Here is a 22,486-nt window from a genome sequence, read left to right on the forward strand (position 1 = left end):
GAGAGAGCGGGCGTATTTGCGTCCCCCCACGACTGCAGACCACTGGTTCACGCCGGATTGACCACGAAAGGCCAGGAGATGACAATCGCGAATTCCCGACTTGAGACCGGCGGGGGCGAGTCCCGCTACGTCGCCGGCACCACCGACCCCAACCTTCAGGCCTGGGTGGACGAAATTGCCCGGCTGACCCAGCCCGACGCCGTCGTCTGGTGCGACGGATCGTTGCGCGAAGCCGATGTGCTCGCGAAACAGCTCGTAGCCGAGGGCAAGCTCATCCACCTGAACCCGGAGTGGCGCCCCAACAGCTACCTGGCCCGCACGAGCCCGTCGGACGTGGCGCGCGTCGAGGACCGCACCTTCATCTGCTCGGTCGACCCGGGCGATGCCGGCCCCACCAACAACTGGGCCGACCCGAACGCGATGCGGGGCGAGCTGCAGGGAGTCTTCGCGGGCAGCATGCGCGGGCGCACGATGTACATCGTGCCGTTCTCGATGGGCCCGCTTGGCGGCCCCATCTCCCAGCTCGGCGTGGAGATCACCGACTCGCCCTACGTGGTGCTGAACATGGGCATCATGACGCGCATGGGCCAGAAGGTGCTGCACATGATCGAGGCCGGAGCCCCCTGGGTGCACACCGTGCACAGCGTGGGCTACCCGCTGGTCGACGCCGAGGGGCGCCGCCGTGGGGACGTCTCCTGGCCGTGCAACGACACCAAGTACATCGTGCAGTTCCCGGAGACCCGCGAGGTGTGGTCCTTCGGCTCGGGCTACGGCGGCAACGCGCTGCTCTCGAAGAAGTCGTTCGCGCTGCGGATCGCATCCGTCATGGCCCGCGACGAGGGCTGGCTGGCCGAGCACATGCTCCTGATCAAGGTCACCTCCCCGGAGGGCGGCGTCTCGCACCTGGCCGCGGCGTTCCCGTCGGCCTGCGGCAAGACGAACCTGTCGATGCTGCGTCCGACCATCCCCGGGTGGAAGGTCGAGACCATTGGCGACGACATCGCCTGGCTGCGCCCCGGGCCCGACGGGAGGCTGTACGCGATCAACCCGGAGGCCGGCTTCTTCGGTGTGGCCCCCGGAACCGGCGAGGTCACCAACCCGACCGCCGTGGCCACCGTCTGGGGCAACACGATCTTCACGAACGTCGCACTGCGCGACGACGGCGACGTGTGGTGGGAGGGTCTGACCGAGACCACTCCCAGCCACCTGATCGACTGGGAGGGCAAGGATTGGACGCCCGCCTCCGGCCGCCCGGCCGCCCACCCCAACTCCCGCTTCACGGTTGCTGCGGCGCAGTGCCCGTCGATCGCCGACGACTGGGAGGCCTTCGGCGGCGTGCCGATCGACGCCATCCTCTTCGGCGGACGCCGCGCGACGAACGTGCCGCTGGTGGCCCAGGCCCGCAGCTGGAAGCACGGCGTGTTCATGGGCGCGACCATCTCCTCGGAGAAGACCGCGGCCGCCGAGGGCACCGTCGGCGAGTTGCGCCGCGACCCGTTCGCGATGCTCCCCTTTTGCGGCTACAACATGGCGGACTACTGGGCGCACTGGCTCAAGGTTGGCCGTGGTCTCGGCGGCAAGGCGCCGGAGATCTTCCAGGTGAACTGGTTCCGCAAGGGCGCGGACGGAAGCTTCCTCTGGCCCGGTTTCGGCGAGAACTCCCGCGTGATCGAGTGGATCGTGCGCCGCGTCGAAGGCTTCGCGGATGCCGTGGACACCCCGATCGGACACCTCCCGGTCCAGGGTGGCCTCGACCTGAAGGGTCTGGACCTGGCCGACGCGGATGTCGAGCAGCTCTTCGCGATCGACCCGGCCTCCTGGCTGGCCGAGTGCGACCTCACCGAGGAGTACTTCGCCAAGTTCGGCGACCGGGTGCCGCCGGCGCTGCTCTCCGAGCTCGCGAGCGTGCGCTACAACCTCCGAAACGCGTAGCGGAGCTCGGCGCCGCTCGTGCACTGCGGCATCCGTTGCCTGACGAATTCGACGGAGATTTTGCTCCCGTGGGGCTGTTTCGGGTGTGTGAACCGCTTCAAATCCGAAAATCTCCGTCGAATTGGTTCACGAGCGCCCGCAGTGGCGGACGTGCGGGGCCGGGGGCGGTCGTACGATGCTGCCAGTCGGGCGGCGGTGCCCGGCGGGAAGTCGCAGGTGCGGTGCAACACGACGGCGGACTCGTGGAGAAACGCATCGACCGGTTCGTGCGGGCGCGGCTGCGCCCGGCGGTGCACCGGGCATCCGTGTCGCTGCGGGCCGGCGCCGGTATCCCCGAGGCGGTCGCGGAGGGGTACCGACTGAACCTGCCGCTTTGTTCGGTGACCGGGGTGAGAGCGGCCCGCGTGGATCCGTTGATCGAGGTCGACCACCCGGCCGTCATGGTCGAGGCGGTCAAGCTGGCCGAGGACCGCAGCGGGGATCTGATCGTGCGGCTCTACGAGGCGCACGGGTCGCGGGTGCGGGTGCGGGTCATCCGTCACTTCGCCGCGACGGATGCCACCGAAACCGACCTGCTGGAACGCCCCCTGACCGCGCCGCGGGCTCCGTTCGCCGCCGATGGCTCCGCGCTGACGCTCGAGCTGCGTCCCTTCCAACTGGTCACCCTGCGCTTCGCGCGCCGCTGACCGCCCGCGGTCCCGGCCGCACTACTACCCGCCCTGTTACCCGCCCTGTTACCCGCCCTGTTACCCGCCCACCTACCCGCTGTCCGCGCGCTGACAGGGCCACATGCGCCTTACGAATTCGACGGAGATTTTGGCTAGATCGGGTGTTTCAGGCCCAAAACTGGCGGTTTCGACTAAATTCTCCGTCGAATTGGTTCGGGCAGTCCAGGCTAAACGAGTAGCTGGTGCTTGGCGAGCTCGCGGTAGAGCGGCGTCGAGGCGACCAGCTCGGAGTGCGTGCCGGTGCCGATGACCTGACCGTGGTCGAGCACCACGATCTGGTCGGAGTCGACCACGGTCGACAAGCGGTGCGCGATCACGATCAGGGTACGGTCCACGGCGACCGCGTCGATCGCGGCCCGCATCTTCTGCTCGTTGACGCCGTCGAGACTCGAGGTGGACTCGTCCAGCAGCAGGATGGGCGGCGCGGCCAGCAGGGCGCGCGCGATCGCCAGCCGCTGGCGTTCGCCGCCGGAGAGCATCACGCCGGACTCGCCGACCGCCGCGCCCAGCCCGGCCGGGTCGCGCTCGAGCACCTCGGAGAGGTTCACGGCGTGCAGCACGGCGATGCACTCCTCGTCGGTGGCGTCGGGCGTGGACAGGGTCAGGTTGTCTCTCAGCGAACCGGCCAGCACGGGGGCGTCCTGTTCGACGTAGCCGATCTGCGAGCGCAGCGCGGTGCGGTCGAGGGTGCGGATGTCCAGTCCCCCCATGCGCACAACGCCTCCGGTCGGGTCGTAGAAGCGCTCGATCAGGGCCAGGATGGTGCTCTTGCCGGCACCGGACGGGCCGACCAGGGCGGTGCGCTTGCCGCGCGGGGCGTCGAAGGAGACGCCGCGGAGCACCGGGCGGGGCTTGCCGGCGGCGTCGGCGTCGCTGCGCTCGGTCGCCCGTTCGGTCGCCTGCTCGGCAGCACGGTCGGCCGCGGCCGCGGAGCGGTCAGCGGCCGCGAGATCTGCCTCGACGAGGTCGGGTTCGGCCAGCACGGCCTCCATCACGGCCGGAACCACGATGGCGGTCTCGAGCACGAACGGAGCCGCGACGGCGGTCTCGATCATCGCGTTCTCGGCGGCGACGAGCTCGGCATCGGAAGCCGTGTGAGCGGAACGCCCGGCACCGGAAAGAGCGGCGGAATCCGCCGACGCGGCCGCAACAGAGCCGATAGTCCCCGCACCGGCTGCGGCGCCGGCAACACGGCCGACACCGGCAGCACCGGCCTGCGACCCGGCCTGCGACCCGGCCTCCGCACCCGCGGCATCCGTCGCTGCCGAGGCGACCAGGTAGCCGAACTGCACGTTCTCGAACGAGATCGCCGGGGCATCCGGCCGCACGGACTCGTTGGCGGCGCCGACCGTGATGGCCAGAGGGGCGATGTCGCGGTCGAACTGGTCCTCGGTGGGCAGGTCGATGATCTCCTGGATGCGGCCGAGGGCGCCGAGCGCGGCGTTCACGGAGGTGATCGCGCCGAACGCCTGGCCGAGCGGCACGATCATCAGAAACAGGAACAGGATGAACGCGATCAGGTCCGCGATCGTGATGGTGCCGCTGGCCACGCGGAAGCCGCCCACGCCCAGCACGACCAGGAACGACACCTGCATGGCGATGCCGGCGATCGGCACGACGAGGGCCGAGATCCTCGCGACCTGGATGCCCATCCGCCAGGCGCCCTTGGCGTCCTCCTCGACGGCGGCGATCTCCCGGTCGGTGGCGTTCGAGGCACGCACGGTGCGCACCGCGCTGATGGCGCGCTCGACACTGGCGGCGAGGTCGCCGACCTTGGCCTGCGCGGCGAGGCTGGCGGCACGGATGCGCTGCGACAGCAGTGTGACGGTGACCACCGACACGGCGATCACCAGTACCGTCAGGCCGAGCAGCACCGGATCGATCACGAGCATGGCGATGAGCGCGCCGACGAACGTGAGCGACCCGCCGATCGCCTCGACCAAACCCTGGGTGAGCACGGCCCGCAGCAGCGTGGTGTCCGACCCCACCCGGGAGACCAGGTCGCCGGTGCGGCGGGTGTCGAATTCGCTGATCGGAAGGCGGAGCATCCGCTCGATCAGTTTGCGGCGGCTGGAGAGCACGACGCCCTCACCGGTGCGCTGCAGCAGATAGTGCTGGTAGCCGCTGATCAGGGCGGAGATGACGACGAGTGCGACCAGCGCCCACACCAGGCTGCCGAGCGCGTCACCCTCCTGCACGATGGTGATGACCTGGCTGACCAGGAGCGGCTGGGCGAGGCTGGCGAGGGCGCCGAGGATGCTGAGTACGATGACGAAGCCGAGCACCTTCTTGTGCTCGAGCAGATACGGGACCAACTGGCTGAACGTCGCGCGGGGTCCGCCGGCATCGTCGCGGCGCCCCATCCGGCCGAGGCGACCGCGACCGGCCGTGCGACCGGCCGTGCTGGTGGGCGGGCGGGCGGCGGAACGGGGGTTGCTGGGGGTACTCACTGAATGATCTTAACCGCATCCCGCTTGGGATGGGCCCGGCGGTCTCCAGCAGGGAACCGTGTCGGAGCCCGTCGTCGTGGCCCGGAATCTCGTCACGAGGCACCAGGATTTCGCCGCCGTGGACGGCATCTCCTTCGAGGTGGCGCCCGACGAATCCTTCGGACTGCTCGGCCCGAACGGGGCCGGCAAGTCCACCACCATGCGCAGGCTGGGCGCCGTCTCGACCCGCACCGGCGAGACCTATGATCCTGCTCGGCCTGGCCTTCACGACCCGGCGCCTGCGCACCCTGTTCCTCGACTGACCCGGGTCTCGACAGGTTCGACCACCGGTGGTCGAGAGCTGGTCGAGAGCTGGCCGAGAGCCGGCCGAGAGCCAGGTCAGTGCTCGATGTCGATGTCGCGGGTCTCGCGGCTCAGCAGCAGGGCGACCAGGGCGATCACGGCCATCACCGAGAGGTAGACGCCGACCCAGAACGGGCTGCCCTCGCCGAGGGTCCACAGCCAGATCGCGATGAACGGAGCCACCGCCGCCCCGAGGATCGAGCTCATGTTGTACGCGAAAGCGGAGCCGGTGTAGCGCACGCTGGTCGGGAACAATTCGGGCAGCAGCGCGCCCATCGGCCCGAAGGTCATTCCCATCAGCGGCACGAAGAGCAGGCCGAATCCGATGATCGCCAGGGTCACGAAGATCAGGGTCTTGCGGCGCCCGTGCCTGTCAGCCCAGGGGCCGGAGGCCAACGTGAACACGCCGAAGAACAGCACGTAAGTGGCCAGCATGATGAAGGTGCCGAGGATCAGCTGGCGCCAGTGCGACCGGAACACGGCCGCGACCGGCAGTTTCTCCACACGCTTGGTGGCGACGACCTTCGTGAAGGCGTCGGATTCGACCAGGCGCGGGCGTACCCAGAGGCCGACGACGACCATCACCGCGGAGAAGAGGAACGGGATGCGCCACGCCCACTCGAGGAACGCGTCCGAGGGGCGGGTCGGGTCGTCAGCGGGTCGGGTCATCACCGGGCAGGGCCAGTGCGATGGCCAGGAACAGGCCCTTGGCGATGATGAAGCCGAGCGGGGCGCCGACCTGCGGGAACGTGCCGTACCAGGCGCGCTTGCCGACCGGGGCGTTCTCGGTCGCGACCAGCGCGGCGCCGGACCACTCCCCGCCGAGTGCGAAGCCCTGGGCGAGGCGCAGGACCACGAGCAGGTCCGGCGTGCGCCAGCCGATCATGGCGTAGGTGGGCAGCACCCCGATCAGGAAGGTCGCGATGCCCATGGTCAGCAGTGCCCCGACGAGAGTGGCCTTGCGGCCCCTCTTGTCGCCGAAGTGGCCGAAGACCAGCGCGCCGATGGGGCGGGCCACCATGGCCGCGCCGAAGACGGCGAACGACGCCGGCAGCGCCGTGGTCTCGTTTCCGGTCGAGAGAACAGGTGCGGGAAGTCGAGAAGGGCGGCCGTTTGTGACAGCCGCCTTTGCACGCTACGTCCGGAGTCTCGGCTCCGCTAATCCTCGGCTCACGCTCCGGAAACGATACGGATGCCGCCGCATTATGGTCGTGTCTTACTCGCGCAGCTTCTGCAGCAGCTGAGCGGTCGCGATGGCCGCCGCGGCCGCCTCCTCGCCCTTGTCCTCCTTCGAGCCGGGCAGGCCCGCCCGGTCCAGGCCCTGCTGCTCGTCGTCGAGGGTGAGCACGCCGAAACCCACCGGCTTGCCGGTGTCCAGCGCCACCCGGGTGAGGCCATCCGTTGCCGCCGACGACACGTACTCGAAGTGCGGGGTGCCGCCACGAATGATCACGCCGAGCGCGACAACCGCGTCGGCGCCGTTGTCGAGGGCCACCTTGCACGCAACCGGCAGCTCGAAGCTGCCGGGAACCCGCACGAGCGAGTAGCGGGCACCGGATGCCTCGAGCACCCGGGTCGCACCGGCGATCAGCCCGTCGGTGATCACGTCATGCCAGCGTCCGGCGACGATCACGATGTCCAGCCCGGTTCCGTCGATCTCGATCTCCGGGGAGCCTGCTCCGCTCATAGTGCGATTCCTTTCAGCATGTCTGCTTCTGTGATGTGGTGGCCCATCCGGTCGCGCTTGACGGCCAGGTAGTCCTGATTGTGCGTGCCGACGCCGACGACGAGCGGCACTCGCTCGGTCACGGTGATGCCGTGCGCCTCGAGCTGGCGCACCTTCTCCGGGTTGTTGGTCAGCAGCCGCACGGCGGACAGGCCCAGGTCGTGCAGGATGGCCGTGGCGGCGCCGTAGTCTCGGGAGTCGGCGGGAAGGCCCAGCGCCACGTTGGCGTCGAAGGTGTCCAGGCCGTCCTCCTGCAGCTTGTAGGCGCGCAGCTTGTTGATCAGCCCGATGCCGCGGCCCTCCTGGCCGCGCAGGTAGACGACGACGCCGCCGAGCTCCTGAATGGTCTCCAGGGCGGCATCCAGTTGAGGCCCGCACTCGCATTTGAGCGAGCCGAACGCCTCACCGGTGAGACACTCGGAGTGCACCCGCACGATCGCGCCGTCGGCGGGGGTGCCGGAGACGATGGCCACGTGGTCGGCGCCGGTCATCCGGTCCCGGTAGGCGCGCACCTGGAAGTAGCCGTGCCGGGTGGGCACCGTGGTCTCCACTTCGAAGTCCACCCGCGGCGATTCGAGGATCGGGCTGACTGTGGGCAGCTCGGTGTCGGTGTGGAACTCCTGCAGGTAGGCGATCAGGTCCTTGATGGTGATCACCAGCACGCCCTCGCGCTCGCCGAGGGCGAGGAGCCCGGGCAGGCGCATCATCTCGCCGTCTTCGGCGACGATCTCGCAAATTCCGGCGACCGGTACGAGGCCGGCCAGTTTCATCAGGTCGACGGCCGCCTCCGTGTGGCCGTCCCGCTCGCGCACACCGCCATCCCTCGCGCGCAGCGGCATGATGTGGCCGGGCCGGTGCAGGCTGGACGGCGTCGAGGCCGGATCGGCCAGCACTCGCAGGGTGTGCGCGCGGTCGGCCGCGCTGATCCCGGTGCTGAGCCGGTCGGCCGCGTCGACCGACACCGTGTAGTTCGTGCCGCGGGGGTCCTCATTGTTCGGCACCATCACCGGCAGATCGAGCTTGTCGGCTAGGTCGTTGGTCATCGGCGCGCAGATGAAGCCGGAGGAGTACCGCACGGTCCAGGCGATCCACTCCTGCGTGGCCATCTGGGCGGAGATGATCACATCGCCCTCATTCTCACGGCCCTCGTCGTCGGCGACGATGACCGGTTTCCCGAGCCGGAGGGCATCCAGCGCGGTAGGAATGTCGGCGAGGCTCATGAGTGGCTCCTTTTCGATCCGGCGTCCGCCAGGGCGAGCATGCGCTCCACGTGGCGGGCCAGGATGTCGGTTTCGATGTTGACGTGATCGCCGATCGTGCGCTGTCCCAGCGTCGTAACGGTGAGGGTTTCGGGGATGAGAGAGACTTCGAACCACTGGTCCGGTTCGCTCGCCGGGCTGATGTTGCTGACGGTCAGCGAGACGCCGTCCACGGCGATGGAGCCCTTGCCTACCACGAGCGGGGCGAGTTCGGCGGAGAGGCTGAACCGCAGCACCCGCCAGGCCTCACCGGGGGTGACGGCCAGCAGGGTGCTGGTGCCGTCGATGTGGCCCTGCACGATGTGGCCGCCCAGGCGGTCGCCGACGAGGGCGGCGCGCTCGAGGTTGACCGGGCTGCCGGCGCGGGCGGCATCGAGGGTGGACATGAGGAGGGTCTGGGCCATCACGTCGGCGGTGAAGGTGTCGCCGGTCCGCTCCACCACGGTGAGGCAGACGCCGTTGACCGCGATCGAGTCGCCGTGGCCGGCGTCGGCTACGACTCTAGGGCCGCGGATGGTGAGGCGGGCGGCATCCGTGGATCGCTCCACCTTCTCGACCTGGCCGAGTTCCTCGATGATTCCGGTGAACATGATTGTCCTATCTCGGCCGGGCGACGACGAGGAGGTCGTCGCCGAGTCGGTCGTAATGGTCGATGGCCAGGCGGCGCTGGTCGGTGATGCCGGCCACCCCGATGTCGCCCAGGGCGAGCCGGGCGCCGCCGAGCAGCGTGGGCGCGAGGTACACGAGGTACTCGTCGACCAGCCCGGCCGCGACGAACGCACTGGCGAGAGTGGGCCCACCCTCGATGAAGGCGTGACGGATGCCGCGCCGGTGCAGGTCGTGCAGCACGGCCAGCAGATCGTCGGTGGCGAAGAAGAGGGGCGGATGCGGGTGGGCGCGGAGGGCGGCGTCGTTGGGGATGCCGCGGGTGCCGATCACGACCGGCACCGGCTGCGTGGGCAGAAGCTTTCCAGCGGCGTCGCGGGCGGTCAGGGCAGGGTCGTCGGCGAGCGCGGTGCCGGTGCCGACGAGGATGGCGCCGGCTGCCGCGCGCCGCCGGTGCACGTCCTGCCGGGCCTCCGGTCCGGTGATCCAGCGGCTGGTCCCGTCGTCGGCCGCCGCGCGCCCGTCGAGGCTCGACGCCCACTTGAGCGTCACGAACGGGCGCCCGAGACGGGCGGCGACGAGCCAGTCGGCGAGGAATGGTTCGACCTCGTCGGCGAGCAGCCCGCCGGTGACGTCGATTCCGGCGCCGTGGAGCCGGTCGGCCCCGCCCGAAGAGCCGACGCCGGGGTCGGCGACGGCGTAGACGACCCGGCGGACGCCGGCGTCGATCAGGGCGAGCGAGCAGGGGCCGGTGCGGCCGGTGTGGTTGCAGGGTTCGAGGGTGACGACGGCGGTGGCACCGCGGGCGGCGCCGGCGGCGAGCCGGCTCAGGGCGACAACCTCGGCGTGGGGGGTTCCGGCGCCGAGATGCCAGCCTTCGGCCAGGACCTGCCCGGAATCGTCGAGGAGAACACAGCCGACGCGGGGGTTCGGGCCTGTGGCCGGCCCATTCGCGGCCAGCGCGAGCGCACGCCGCATGGTGGCCTCGAGCGCCGCTTGGTCCGTCATTCCCGTCCTGTCCGTTGGTGCAACGAACTCCGGGTTTTCGGTGCGGCGAACACCATGTGGGTTGCGAAACCCGCCGACCGACCGGAATGGTCCATCGACTCGTGCGCCTCTCATCCGGACTTTAACCGTCGGTGCTGGAATTTCACCAGCTCAACCGTTCCGCTTTGGGAGCGGCACGGGTCGCGGACTTTCACCGCCGGTTCGGACTTACACCGACCCCGGAGCACGTTTCATATAACTACTACTAGTTATATCCCAACGCGTCGGCCATAGAAAAATTCCCGTTCGAGAGTGCGGCCTGCGATGGGCGCTCACGACTGCGGATGCGCGGCGACGGCCGGTTGGAGGGCCCGCGGCGGCCAGGTGCTGGCGCCGAGTTCCCGGGAGATGTTCCGGGCCGTCTCACGCAATCCGTTCAGCACGCTGGAGTCGGGAGGCCACTCGCTCGACGGTACGACAACGGCGACCGCGGCTATGACATTGCCGCGGGTGTCGACCACGGGCGCCGCGATCGACGACTCGCCCAGCACGGCCTCGTCCTCTTCGGTGGCGATGCCGTCGCTCACGATCGACACGAATTGGATGGCCAGCTGAGCCGGGTCGGTGATCGTGGCGCCGGTGAGACTGCGCAGGGGCCTCCCCAGCAGTCCGGAGGCGTATTCCGGACTGTATGCGAGGAGGACTTTGCCCATTGCCGAGGCGTGGGCCGGGATGGACAGGCCCGTTTCGGGCATCTGCTGGCTGCCGTCAGGCCGCTGGTTGTGGTGAATGATGATGACCTCGTCGAACAATTGCACCCCCAGACGTGTGGACAGTCCGGTTCTGCGCGCGAGTTCGAGGGTCCAGCGCATGGCCCGCGCGCGCACGTCGAGCGTGTCGAGGTAGACATTCGAGAGTTTGAGCAGGGCCGGGCCGAGCATGTACCGGGTGCCGCCAGGCTCCTGCGCGACAAGACCGTGGCCCTGCAGCGATTTGACGATGCCGTGCACGGTCGAGACCGGCAACCAGAGTTCGGTGGCGAGTTCGGTGATGCCGAGGTGGCGTGCGCCCTGCAACGTCGACAGCACTTTCGCCGCACGATCGATGGCTTGAATCACAGCTGCACCTCCGGTTGATTCCTTAAGTATGCCGCGTCACCAACGCGTCTTCATGCGACGTGTTGACATTGGGCCACTCTCTGGAGGATATTCGACATTATCGAATTGCGTTCTGTATTTCTTTGAGTCGCGAGGGAAAGTGTCTCGCGGATCCAGCTCGAAAAGTTCAACGGAGAGCAAACATGAAGATAATCCTGGAGGTCTCAACATGAAGAAACTAATCAATTCCCCGGAGACGGTTCTCGCCGATTCCCTCATCGGCGTGGCGGCCGCACACCCGGAACTTCGCGTCGACCACGTCAACCGCATCATCTACCGGACAGACCCGACCAGAGCAGGCAAAGTCGCCCTGCTCTCTGGTGGGGGAACCGGCCATGAGCCGCTCCACGGCGGTTTCGTCGGTGTGGGAATGCTTGACGCGGCCTGCGCCGGGGCGGTCTTCACCTCGCCGACACCCGACCAGATGCTCGAGGCCACGAAAGTCGTGGACAGCGGAGCGGGCGTGCTGCACATCGTCAAGAACTACACGGGCGACGTGATGAACTTCGAAATGGGCGCGGAACTGGCCGCGGCTGAGACCGGGATCGAGGTTGCCGTCGTGGTCGTCAACGACGACGTCGCGGTCGAGGATTCCACCTTCACCGCAGGCCGCCGGGGCGTCGGAACCACTGTCCTGCTCGAGAAGATCGCGGGTGCGGCAGCCGAGGAAGGCCGCGACCTCGCGGCCGTCACCGCGGTGGCCCGCCAGGTCAATGAGTCCGGCCGTTCCATGGGCGTGGCCCTCAGCAGCTGCACGGTTCCCGCGGCCGGGAAACCGACCTTCGAACTTGCCGAAGGCGAGATGGAGATCGGCGTGGGCATTCACGGGGAGCCGGGCCGCCGCCGGGTGCCGCTGGCCGGGGCCGCCGAGGTTGCCCGTCTGCTCGTCGAGCCGATCCTCGCCGACCTGGACTTCACCGGCGCCCCGACGATCGTGATGGTGAATGGGCTGGGCGGAACCCCGTTGATCGAGCTCTATGTCATGTATGCCGAAGTCAGGAAGATCCTCGACGCCGCCGGCATCACGGTTGCCCGCTCCCTCGTGGGCAACTACATCACCGCGCTGGACATGGCGGGCTGCTCCGTCACGATCCTCAAGGCCGACGAGGACCTGCTTCATCTGTGGGATGCGCCGGTGAACACCGCCGGGCTGCGCTGGGGAATCTAGCACCATGACGAATGACACGATCAGCCTTGACCAGCTCACCGGCTGGCTCACCCGTTTTCGCGACTTGGTGACCGAGCAGGTCTCCTACCTCACCGAACTGGATTCGGCCATCGGCGACGCGGACCACGGCTCGAACATGACCCGCGGCATGGATGCGGTCCTCGAGAAAATCCAGGCCTCACCGGTCGTGGCCGTCGACGAACTGTTCAAGGGCGTGGGCATGACCCTGGTGACGTCCGTGGGTGGTGCCAGCGGCCCCCTGTACGGCACCTTCTTCCTGCGGATCGGTACCTCGGCAGGACCGGTCAGCACCCTGGACGCGCCCGGCCTGGCGGCCGCGCTTCGTGCAGGGCTGGGCGGCGTCGTTGCCCGCGGCAAGGCCGAGGCCGGGGATAAGACCATGTTCGACGTCCTCGCTCCCGCGCTCGACGCGTTCGACGCCGACCTCGTCGTTTTCTCCGATATCTCCTCGGCGGCCCGTGCTGCCTACTCCGCTGCACAAGCGGGGCGGGATGCCACCGCACCCCTGATCGCCCGCAAGGGCAGGGCCAGTTACCTGGGGGAACGCAGCATCGGCCACATCGACCCGGGAGCCGCGTCGACGTCGCTGCTTTTCCAGGCTCTGGCCGAGATCCTCGACAAGGAGTAGATCGTGATCGGAATCGTAGTGGTATCGCACAGCCCCCGGCTCGCGCAGGCAGCAGTGGACCTCGCAGTGGAAATGGTCGGGGTCAACGGCCCGGCCATCGCGATCGCAGCCGGTGCCGGCGCAGGGGTGATCGGAACGGACGCGTCCAAAGTCGCCGAGGCCATCGCCGAGGTTTCCTCTCCCGAGGGCGTGCTCGTGATGATGGATCTGGGATCGGCTGTGATGAGCGCGGAAATGGCGCTGGAGTTCTCGGACGACCCCGACCTGCCCGTCCGGCTCAGCAGCGGTCCCTTCGTAGAGGGCCTGATGGCGGCAGTGGTGCGCGCGGCGGGTGGCGCCACCCTTGACGAAGTGGAACGTGAGGCCCGAGGTGCTCTTCGCGCCAAGCAGAGTCACCTGGGCGACGAGGACCCGGCCGGCCTGCCGGTCGACTCCGGCCCGGCGGCGGAACACACGATCGAGGTGACGTTGCTGAACCCCGACGGCCTGCACGCGAGACCGGTCTCGATGCTCGTCACCGCCATCAGCGCCTTTGAGGCGACGGTGACGGTCGCCAACCTCCGCACCGGCCGGCCCCCGGTGCCGGCTAACAGCCCGACTGCCCTGTTGACCGTCGGCGCCCGGAAGGGCGACACGATCTCCGTCGCGGCGGCCGGGCGGCAGGCTGTGGAGGCGCTCGAGGCCGTGAGCGAACTGGTCGGGAAGGGCTTCGGCGAGCTCGCGGCCGCCCACGCTCGCGCGCCCAGGCCGGCGCGTTCCGCGTCGCGGTCGCAGGCGCGGCCGCAGGGCGGGGCGCCGTCGAGCGGGCCTCTGGGCGTGAGCCCCGGCTTCGCCGTCGGTCCGATCGTGCGGATGCAGGAACCGGTGGACGAGCCGGGGCCGGCAGTCGCACTCCCCCTGCGCGAGCGAGCGGCGGCCGCGGAGAGGATCGTGGCCGCCGCGGCATCCGTAGCCCTGGCCCTGCGGGACAAGGCGGCCCGGGTGTCGGGAGCGGCGCGTGGGATCCTGGAGGCAACGGCGCTGATGGCGGCGGATCCCGGGCTGATCGATGCTGCCGTTTCCCGAGTGACCGGGCGGGGCCACACTCCGGAGCGTGCCGTCTGGGCGGCTGTGAGCGAGGTCACAGCGGTTTTTAAGGAGCAGGGTGGGCTCCTCGCCGAACGTGTCTCGGACCTGCACGACGTGCGCAACCGCATCGTGTCCGAGTTGCTCGGCCGACCGGCACCGGGCCTGCCGGATCGTGTGGAGCCGTATGTGCTCGTGGCCCGGGACCTGGCCCCCGCCGACACGGCGCTGATCGACCCCACGGTGTGTCGGGCGATCGTCACCGTCGAGGGCGGGCCCACCTCCCATACGGCCATTCTCGCGCGGGCGCTTGGCTTGCCTGCCGTGGTGGCGGCCCGCGATGCGATGGACCTGCCCGAGGGAAGCATGGTGATCGTTGACGGCACGACCGGTGAGATCGTCGTGGACCCCACCGACGACCAAGTGTTGCGAGCCGAGGAACAGATCCGCCGGGTGATCACCTTCGACGGTACGGGAAGGACCAGGGACGGGCACCGCGTGCAGCTCCTCGCGAACGTGGCTTCGCCTGACAGCGTTGCCGCCGCGATCGAGGCGAACGCCGAGGGTGTCGGCCTCTTTCGCACCGAATTCTGCTTCCTCGACCACGCCGAGGCTCCGGGACTCGACGAACAGGTCGCCGCGTACCGGCAGGTGTTCGCCGGATTCCCCGGGAAGAAGGTCACTATCCGAACGCTGGATGCGGGAGCCGACAAGCCGCTGGCCTTCGTCACGGCGGCCGACGAAGTCAACCCTGCCCTGGGCATCCGGGGGTATCGCACAGCGTGGCAGCGGCCGGAACTGCTGGACACCCAGCTGCAGGCCATCGCAGCGGCGGCCGCCGCGGAAGACGCCGACGTCGGCGTCATGGCGCCGATGATCGCGACCGTCGACGAGTCCGTGGACTTCGCGGCCCGCTGTGCCGCGCACGGCCTGCACAACGTGGGCGTGATGATCGAGACTCCCGCCGCCGCTATCACGGCTGGCCCCATCCTCGAACGGGTGGACTTCGCGAGTCTGGGGACCAACGACCTCGCCCAGTACACCATGGCGGCCGATCGGCTGATGGGGGAGCTCGCCCTGCTCAACGACCCCTGGCAGCCGGCGGTCTTGCGGATGATCCGGGAGGCCTGCCAGGCCGGTCTGGCGGCCGGCAAGCCGGTCGGGGTCTGCGGTGAGGCCGCGGCAGATCCGATGCTTGCCGCCATCCTGGTGGGGCTCGGGGCGACCAGCCTGTCGATGTCCCCGCGAGCCCTGGGCGGCGTGGCCGAGTTCCTACGCGGCGTGACGGTGGACCAGTGCCGGGATGCCGCACTCGCCGCGGTCGCCGCCGGCAGCGCCGGCGCGGCGCGATCCGCCGCCGCGCTCCTGCTGGAGCCGACACGGGCGTAGCTGCCGGTGTCGGCCCCTCCCGGGCGTCCGATCTGCACAAATGTGCAACGCTGGCTTTCAGAAACAGCGACGTATTTCCTGTAAATCCTGAATAGCATTCAAAAAATTGGCCAAGAGCGCGTGTTTGTGCGTCAGATCCGATCTTTGAGCCGTGACATCAGACTGGGCGGATGTGCCGGAAACCGCTCGGAGGGTGCGCTCGCACGGTCGCCCGCTGCAGGGCAGCCGATGTCGGTCGAATCGGCGGGCGTAATGTGAAATCTGTGCCCCGGAAGACCGGTTCACCGCCACCGTCCCACAAAGATGTAGACGCAGTTCGACCAGGAAGAAGTTCCACGATGACCACTTCAATCCGCACAGTCATGAGCCCCGGACGTTACGTCCAAGGCAAGGGAGCGATCGATCGCCTCGGCGAATTCGTATCCCAGATCGGCTCCGCCCCCCTGATCGTCGCTGATGACGTCGTGTGGGGTTTCGCAGGGCAGCAGGTCTCGGCGAGCTTCGCTGCTGCCGGCCTCCGCGTCGAACGGGTCGAATTCGACCGCTTTGCGACTGCGTCCGCGGTCGACGCGCTGGTCGAGAAGATCCGCGTAACCACGGCCGACGTGATCATCGGCTTGGGCGGCGGAAGCACGATCGACTCGGCTAAGGCCGCCGGCTTCCTGGCTGGAATTCGTTGGGTCAGCGTGCCCACCGTGGCGTCGACCGACGCTCCCACCTCCGCGCTCTCGGTGATCTACACGGAGGAGGGCGAGTTTGTCGAATACCGTTTCTTCCCGCGCAACCCCGACCTCGTGCTGATCGACACCCAGATCGTGGCCAACGCGCCGGTCGAGTTCCTCATCGCCGGAGTCGGCGACGCGCTGGCGACCTGGCTCGAAGCCCGGGCCACGGCGGCTGCCCATGCGACCACGATGGCCGGGGGGCTGCCGACCCAGACCGGCACCGCGCTGGCCAAGTTGTCGTGGGACGTCATCTGGGAGAACGCCCTTCCGGCCCTCGATGCCGTGCGTGACAACCTGGTCACACCTGCTCTCGAGAAGCTGGTGGAGGCGAACACGCTTCTGTCCGGACTCGGTTTCGAGTCGGGCGGTCTGGCCGCCGCCCACGCCATCCACAACGGCCTGACCGCGGCCCCGCAGACCCACGGTCTCACCCACGGTCAGAAGGTGAACATCGGCTCGCTGACCCAGCTGGTCCTCGAGGGCGCGCCACGGACCGAGGTGGAAGACTTCATCGAGTTCACCACTCTCGTCGGATTGCCCACCACGCTGACCGAGATCGGTCTCAGCCTGGACGACGAGAAGGAGCTGAGGGCCATCGCCACGGCGTCAACCCTGCCGGGTGAGACGATTCACAACATGCCGTTCGTGGTCACTGCAGACGACGTTCTCGACGCCCTCAAGTCGATCGAGGGGCTCTCGCGGTCCGTGCGCGCGGCGCGCGGCCTGCCCGCTCCCGTCAAGTACGTGCAGAAGCATTGATCCATCGGCCCGCCGGTCGCCACGAACCCTCAGTGGCCGCCGGCGGGCCTCCGTCTGCTCACTCGCACAGTGCCCGGGCGCTGCTCTCGTCGATGAACAGGTCGGTGATCAGGTTCGCGGCCAGCGCGCCGCGGAGACTGTCCACCTTGGACTGGCCCGAGACGACGCAGATGCGCCGGGGGGTGCGGCGCAGCACCGACAGTTCCGGGCCGGTGCCGCGATCATTGAGCGGGATGCCATCGGTCGAGCCGTCCGCGCGGTAGAAGACTGTCGCGACGTCGCCGACGACCCCGGCGTCGCTAAGAGCGGTGAGCTCGTCGTCGTCCAGGTAGCCTCCGACGTAGACGTGGCTGGGGACGTTGGAGAAGGGCGAACCCACGCTGAAGAGCGCGACGTCCATGTTCCTCTGCATTTCCAACAGCCGGCGCAAGCCGCGCTCCCGCCAGTACGCCGTGCGTGTGGCCGGGTCGTCGAAGAAGGTGGGAACCGGGAACTGTTCCAGGCGGGCGCCGAACGCGTTGCTGAACCGCTGCAGGATCTCGTTGGCGTAGTCGAGGCCGGTGCTGCGTGTGTTGCCGGCGCCGTTCAGCTGCACGATCTGTGCGTTGTGAGTGCGTTTAGGGGTCACGTGGCGGCTGACCGCATTCATCGTGGAGCCCCAGGCGATGCCCATGATCATGTTCGAGTCGAAGAACTCGCCGAGAATCCGTGCAACCGAGAGGGCCACGCGCTCCAACCGATCGACGTCGCTGGCGTGGTCGGGCACCGGCACGACGTGCGCGGTGACCTGGAAGCGGTTCAGGATGAGCTTCTCCACCCGGCTCGTCGCGTCGAGCGGGGACCGGATCTGGATGTCGACCAACCCGCTGGTTCTGGCCTGGCTGAGCAGACGGGACACCGAGGAGCGGGAGGTGTGCAGTTCCCGCGCGATGGCCTCCATGGTCAGGTCCTGCATGTAATACAGGTGGGCCGCCGTGAGCGCGTCACTGGTTCGGTCCGACAGGGACGGATCGTCTGGATGGGCCATTTTAACTCCTTGCACGTATGTTCAAACCTCTTGACCGTTTGTGTCGAACCTAGCAGGGTAGAAGCAATTCCCCTCCACCCACAGAGAAGTGAGCGAACAGTGCTGTCCACACCCGATCAGTCATCTTCCGCACCGTCACAGTCCAGTGGTGCCGCCGCCCAGGCCGCCATCCAGGACCGCCCCCGCGCTCAAGTTCTCATCATCGGAGCCGGCATCAACGGCATCGCGACCTTCCGCGATCTGGCCCTGCAGGGCGTGGACGTCGCCATCGTCGACAAGGGCGACTACGTTTCCGGCGCATCCTCGGCCTCCTCGCACATGATCCACGGCGGTGTGCGCTACCTCGAGAACGGCGAATTCCGCTTGGTCAAGGAGTCTGTGGAGGAGCGCAACAGCCTTCTCAAGATCGCCCCCCATTACGTCAAGCCGCTCAAGACGACCATTCCGATCTACTCCACCTTTTCCGGAGTGATGTCGGCGCCGATGCGGTTCCTCACCCACAAACAGGGTGCGGCCCAGGAGCGCGGAGCTCTACTGATCAAGATCGGCATGATGCTCTACGATTCCTTCTCCCGCGACGGCGGCAATGTGCCCCGGCATGAATTTCTCGGCAAGAAGGCGTCGCTCGAAGTGCTGCCGCAGATAAACCCGGGTCTTAAGTACACGGCCACCTACTACGACGCCTCCATGCACGACCCGGAGCGCCTCGCCCTCGACGTGCTGGCCGACGGCCTGGCCGCCGGCACCCACGCCCGGAGCGCCAACTACATCGAGGCCGTCGGCATGGATGCTGCGGGTGTGCGCCTGCGCAACACGGTCTCCGGCGCCGAATTCAGCTTCGAGGCCGACATCGTGGTCAACACGTCCGGACCGTGGACCGACCTCACGAACACGGCCCTCGGCCAGGCCAGCACCTATATGGGCGGCACCAAGGGGTCGCACGTCGTGCTCGACAACCCCGAACTGCTCGCCGCGACCGGCGGTCGCGAGATCTTTTTCGAGCACAAAGACGGCCGCATCGTGCTGATCTTCCCGCTTGCGGGCCGCGTTCTCGTCGGCACGACCGACCTCGAGCACGACATGACTCAGCCGGCGCGCTGCACCGAGGCCGAGGTTGACTACTTCTTCGAACTCGTCAACCACGTTTTCCCAAAGGTGGCCGTCGACCGGTCGCAGATAGTGTTCCGGTTCGCCGGCGTGCGCCCGCTGCCCCGCCACGACGACGAGGCGCCCGGTTTCGTCTCGCGCGACTACCGCATCGAATCGCGCCCGCTCGGCGCCCGGCACGGCACCCTGCTGAGCTTGGTCGGCGGCAAGTGGACGACCTTCCGCGCCCTGGCCGAACACCTGAGCGGCGACATCCTGACCCTGCTCGGCCTGCCGCGCACCGTCTCGACGGTCGGCCTGCCCATCGGTGGTGGTCGAGACTTCCCGGCGACGGATGCCGCACGCGGGGTCTGGGTTGCCGCCAACGGCGACAAGGTCGGCGCCGAGCGTGCCGATGTGCTGCTGACCCGGTACGGCACGCGCGCCACCGAGGTGATCACCTGGCTCACCGCCGAACCGGACGCGCCGCTCATGCAGCACCCCGGCTACACCCGGCGCGAAATCGAGCTCATCGCCCGGGCGGAATCGGTCATGCACCTGATGGACCTGCTGCTGCGCCGCACCAGCATCGCTTTCCGCGGCGAAGTGACTCTGCCGCTGCTCACCGAGCTGGCCGGCGTGCTCGCACCAGTCCTCGGCTGGGACGCCGCCCGGAGCGCGCATGAGGTCGACACCGCGGTGCATACACTGCGCGACATGTACGGCGTGCACCTGGCCCCGGCGGAAACGCCGGCCGTGCCGGCCGTCTAGGGACTGCTCGGGACTGCCCTGCGGGCGGGCGGGCGCTGCGGTCGCCTGCCCGCAGCCTGCCCTCCGGCCCGGCTCCGTACCCGCAGACTTGAAGGCTGATCTGCACAAACGTGCAGAAAGGTCAGGACCACCGGCGGTCTCGAGTCGCTAGGTTTTCTACTATCCGTTTCCTTCGCTTTCTTCATTTCAATAATCTAAAAGGATGTCAACGTGGACAATCTCGGTATCGTATTCCTCTCGGAAGTGGTGGGAACCGCTCTCCTGATCCTGCTGGGCTGCGGGGTGGTCGCCAACGTCGCCCTGACCAAGAACAAGGGCTTCGGCGGCGGATTCCTGATGGTCACCATCGGCTGGGGCCTCGCGGTGTACGCCGGCGTGATCGTCTCCTATAACTCGGGCGCTCACTTGAACCCCGCCGTCACCTTGGGACTCGTGTCGTCCGGGGCAACCGAGTTCGGCTCGGGGGTTCCGGTCAATGCTGTGTCCGTGGCGGCGTACATCGGGGCTCAGTTGATTGGTGCCATCCTGGGTGCCACCGTCGTCTGGCTCGCCTACAAGCAGCACTTCGACCAGGAACCGGAGCCGGCCAACAAGCTCGGCGTGTTCGCGACCGGTCCGGCCATCCGTTCCTACGGCTGGAACCTCATTACCGAGATCATCGGCACCTTCGTGCTCGTCTTCGTCGTCATCGCGTTCGGCGGCGGGCGCCAGGGCGAGAGCGGCGGCCTGGCCGCCCTTGGCGCCCTTCCGGTTGCCCTGCTCGTGATCGTGATTGGCACCTCGCTGGGTGGACCGACCGGCTACGCGATCAACCCCGCCCGTGACCTCGGCCCGCGCATCGCGCATTTCCTGTTGCCGATCAAGGGCAAGCGTTCCTCCGACTGGGCCTACTCGTGGGTGCCCGTCGTCGGTCCCGTCATCGGTGGCCTGCTGGCCGGCTGGACCTCCGCGTTCCTCCTGCCGATCCTCGCGTAGGCGCCGCTCGCTTCTTCTTTTTCCATTCCTGAATACCCGTGTACCCAGCATTGACAAAGGAGTTAAAAATGGCACAGTACGTCATCGCAATCGACCAGGGAACCACCAGTTCCCGTGCGATCATTTTCGACAAGGCCGGGTCGATCATTTCGACCGGTCAGCTCGAACACGAACAGATCTTTCCCCGGGCAGGCTGGGTCGAACACGACCCGTTGGAGATCTGGAGCAACACCCGTGAGGTCATCGGTCAGGCTCTGGCCAAGGCCAACCTGACCCGCCACGACATCGCGGCCGTGGGCATCACGAACCAGCGCGAGACCGCCGTCGTCTGGGACCGTCACACCGGTATCCCCGTCTACAACGCCATTGTCTGGCAAGACACCCGCACCCAGCCCATCGTCGACCGGCTCGCCGCCGACGGCGGTGTTGATCGTTTCAAGGCCCAGGTCGGCCTGCCGCTGGCGACTTACTTCTCCGGCACCAAAATCGTCTGGATCCTCGAGAACGTCGAAGGGGCGCGAGAGAAGGCTGAGGCCGGCGACCTCATGTTCGGCACGACCGACACCTGGATTCTCTGGAACCTGACCGGCGGCCTCGAGGACGGTGTGCACGCAACCGACGTCACCAACGCCAGCCGCACCATGTTCATGGACCTGAAAACCCTGCAGTGGGACGACGAGATCCTCGCGGCGTTCGACGTGCCCAAGTCGATGCTGCCCGAGATCCGTTCCTCCTCCGAGGTCTACGGCATCGCCAGCGGCCACAGCCTGCTGCGCGAAACCCCGATTGCGAGCATCCTGGGTGACCAGCAGGCCGCGACGTTCGGGCAGGCTGCCTTCGACCAGGGTGAGGCGAAGAACACTTATGGCACCGGTAACTTCCTGATCTTCAATACGGGCACCGAAATCATCCACTCCAAGAACGGTCTGCTCACCACGGTCGGCTACAAGCTCGGCGACGCCGAACCGCACTACGCCCTGGAGGGCTCGATCGCGGTCACCGGCTCGCTCGTGCAGTGGCTGCGGGACAACCTGGGCATCATCAACTCTGCGGAGGAGATCGAGGCACTCGCCCTGTCGGTCGAGGACAACGGCGGCGCCTACTTCGTGCCCGCCTTCTCCGGCCTGTTCGCGCCGTACTGGCGTGCGGATGCCCGTGGTGCCCTGGTCGGCCTCACCAGCTACGTGAACAAGGGCCACATCGCCCGCGCCGCCCTCGAGGCGATCGCGTACCAGACCCGCGAGGTGCTGGACGCGGTCAACGCCGACGCCGGTGTTCCGTTGACCGAGCTCAAGGTCGACGGCGGGGCCTCGGCCAACGACCTGCTGATGCAGTTCCAGGCCGACATCCTCGGCGTGTCTGTCGTGCGCCCGGTGGTGGCGGAGACGACCGCCCTGGGTGCCGCCTACGCGGCCGGCCTGGCGGTCGGTTTCTGGAACAACCTCGGTGAGCTGCGGTCCAACTGGCAGGAGGACGCCCGCTGGGAGCCGAGCCTGGACATCGCCGAGCGCGACCGTCTGCTGCGCAACTGGAAGAAGGCCGTCACCAAGTCCCTGGACTGGGTCGACGCCGACGTGATCTAGCTGTTGTTCCCACACAGGTTGTGAGCGTGGCGTGAGCTAAAAAGGTGAGGACCTCCGGTATCGATTGGGTTACCACACTCAACACGATGCAACGGAGGCCCT

The 22,486-nt window shown here is 68.0% G+C and carries 16 protein-coding genes, 2 pseudogenes and 1 riboswitch; of the genes and pseudogenes, 10 read left to right on the forward strand and 8 right to left on the reverse strand.

From position 1 onward, the window contains the following. Nucleotides 1-78: 78 nt before the first annotated feature. Nucleotides 79-1,932: a phosphoenolpyruvate carboxykinase (GTP) gene (locus E3N86_RS09495; RefSeq protein ID WP_134511846.1), complete on the forward strand. Its 1,854-nt coding sequence runs from the start codon at nt 79-81 to the stop codon at nt 1,930-1,932. Nucleotides 1,933-2,174: 242 nt separating this feature from the next. Beyond that, entirely contained in the window at nt 2,175-2,618 is a 444-nt protein-coding gene (locus tag E3N86_RS17130; RefSeq protein ID WP_198412903.1) for a glycosyl hydrolase-related protein, read from the forward strand. Between the two features lie 209 nt (nt 2,619-2,827). Here the strand turns inward: E3N86_RS17130 and E3N86_RS09505 are convergent, their stop codons facing one another. Then, nucleotides 2,828-5,023 (reverse strand): ABC transporter ATP-binding protein, encoded by a 2,196-nt coding sequence (locus E3N86_RS09505; protein ID WP_134511857.1) that lies wholly within the window; start codon nt 5,021-5,023, stop codon nt 2,828-2,830. A gap of 145 nt (nt 5,024-5,168) precedes the next feature. Here E3N86_RS09505 and E3N86_RS09510 point away from each other — a divergent pair. Further along, nucleotides 5,169-5,345: pseudogene (locus E3N86_RS09510) on the forward strand (ATP-binding cassette domain-containing protein); the annotation flags it as partial. A 143-nt stretch (nt 5,346-5,488) separates the two neighbouring features. On the opposite strand, the pseudogene E3N86_RS09515 reads toward E3N86_RS09510, so the two are convergent. From E3N86_RS09515 to E3N86_RS09540, 6 genes and pseudogenes are all read right to left on the reverse strand, one after another. Beyond that, nucleotides 5,489-6,574 (reverse strand): annotated as a pseudogene (locus E3N86_RS09515) (MFS transporter). Nucleotides 6,575-6,668: 94 nt separating this feature from the next. Continuing rightward, nucleotides 6,669-7,139, reverse strand: a complete 471-nt coding sequence (gene ribH, locus E3N86_RS09520; protein WP_104100365.1) for a 6,7-dimethyl-8-ribityllumazine synthase — start codon at nt 7,137-7,139, stop codon at nt 6,669-6,671. Next, nucleotides 7,136-8,398, reverse strand: a complete 1,263-nt coding sequence (gene ribB / locus E3N86_RS09525) for a 3,4-dihydroxy-2-butanone-4-phosphate synthase (RefSeq protein ID WP_104100364.1) — start codon at nt 8,396-8,398, stop codon at nt 7,136-7,138. Before ribB ends, ribH begins: the two co-directional genes overlap by 4 nt. Next, the gene (locus E3N86_RS09530) at nt 8,395-9,027 is read right to left on the reverse strand and encodes a riboflavin synthase (protein ID WP_104100363.1); all 633 of its coding nucleotides are present in this window, start codon (nt 9,025-9,027) and stop codon (nt 8,395-8,397) included. The genes ribB and E3N86_RS09530 overlap by 4 nt, the downstream gene beginning before the upstream one ends. Before the next feature lie 7 nt (nt 9,028-9,034). Further along, a complete protein-coding gene (gene ribD / locus E3N86_RS09535; protein WP_104100362.1) occupies nt 9,035-10,051 on the reverse strand; it encodes a bifunctional diaminohydroxyphosphoribosylaminopyrimidine deaminase/5-amino-6-(5-phosphoribosylamino)uracil reductase RibD in 1,017 nt (338 codons plus the stop codon). A gap of 98 nt (nt 10,052-10,149) precedes the next feature. Then, nucleotides 10,150-10,281: riboswitch (FMN riboswitch) on the reverse strand. Nucleotides 10,282-10,362: 81 nt separating this feature from the next. Next, a complete protein-coding gene (locus tag E3N86_RS09540; protein ID WP_104100361.1) occupies nt 10,363-11,148 on the reverse strand; it encodes an IclR family transcriptional regulator in 786 nt (261 codons plus the stop codon). A gap of 208 nt (nt 11,149-11,356) precedes the next feature. On the opposite strand from E3N86_RS09540, the gene dhaK reads away from it, so the two are divergent. From dhaK to E3N86_RS09560, 4 genes are all read left to right on the forward strand, one after another. Continuing rightward, nucleotides 11,357-12,355, forward strand: coding sequence for a dihydroxyacetone kinase subunit DhaK (gene dhaK / locus E3N86_RS09545; RefSeq protein ID WP_134342677.1), 999 nt, complete (start codon nt 11,357-11,359; stop codon nt 12,353-12,355). Nucleotides 12,356-12,359: 4 nt separating this feature from the next. Continuing rightward, nucleotides 12,360-13,004: a dihydroxyacetone kinase subunit DhaL gene (dhaL, locus tag E3N86_RS09550; RefSeq protein ID WP_104100359.1), complete on the forward strand. Its 645-nt coding sequence runs from the start codon at nt 12,360-12,362 to the stop codon at nt 13,002-13,004. A gap of 3 nt (nt 13,005-13,007) precedes the next feature. Then, nucleotides 13,008-15,458, forward strand: a complete 2,451-nt coding sequence (gene ptsP / locus E3N86_RS09555; RefSeq protein WP_134511848.1) for a phosphoenolpyruvate--protein phosphotransferase — start codon at nt 13,008-13,010, stop codon at nt 15,456-15,458. Between the two features lie 338 nt (nt 15,459-15,796). After that, nucleotides 15,797-16,942, forward strand: coding sequence for a glycerol dehydrogenase (locus E3N86_RS09560; RefSeq protein ID WP_104100357.1), 1,146 nt, complete (start codon nt 15,797-15,799; stop codon nt 16,940-16,942). Nucleotides 16,943-17,000: 58 nt separating this feature from the next. Here E3N86_RS09560 and E3N86_RS09565 read toward each other — a convergent pair whose 3' ends face one another. After that, a complete protein-coding gene (locus tag E3N86_RS09565) occupies nt 17,001-17,969 on the reverse strand; it encodes a sugar-binding transcriptional regulator (RefSeq protein WP_104100381.1) in 969 nt (322 codons plus the stop codon). A gap of 168 nt (nt 17,970-18,137) precedes the next feature. On the opposite strand from E3N86_RS09565, the gene E3N86_RS09570 reads away from it, so the two are divergent. The 3 genes from E3N86_RS09570 (at nt 18,138) to glpK (ending at nt 22,384) form a co-directional block, all read left to right on the forward strand. Further along, nucleotides 18,138-19,826 (forward strand): glycerol-3-phosphate dehydrogenase/oxidase, encoded by a 1,689-nt coding sequence (locus E3N86_RS09570; RefSeq protein WP_241986009.1) that lies wholly within the window; start codon nt 18,138-18,140, stop codon nt 19,824-19,826. 210 nt (nt 19,827-20,036) lie between these two features. Continuing rightward, complete coding sequence (locus tag E3N86_RS09575) at nt 20,037-20,801, forward strand: MIP/aquaporin family protein (RefSeq protein ID WP_134401231.1); 765 nt, start codon at nt 20,037-20,039, stop codon at nt 20,799-20,801. A gap of 68 nt (nt 20,802-20,869) precedes the next feature. Then, the gene (glpK, locus tag E3N86_RS09580; RefSeq protein WP_104100354.1) at nt 20,870-22,384 is read left to right on the forward strand and encodes a glycerol kinase GlpK; all 1,515 of its coding nucleotides are present in this window, start codon (nt 20,870-20,872) and stop codon (nt 22,382-22,384) included. Nucleotides 22,385-22,486 lie beyond the last annotated feature (102 nt).

Source organism: Cryobacterium sp. Hz7, assembly GCF_004402815.1.
Classification (GTDB): domain Bacteria; phylum Actinomycetota; class Actinomycetes; order Actinomycetales; family Microbacteriaceae; genus Cryobacterium; species Cryobacterium sandaracinum.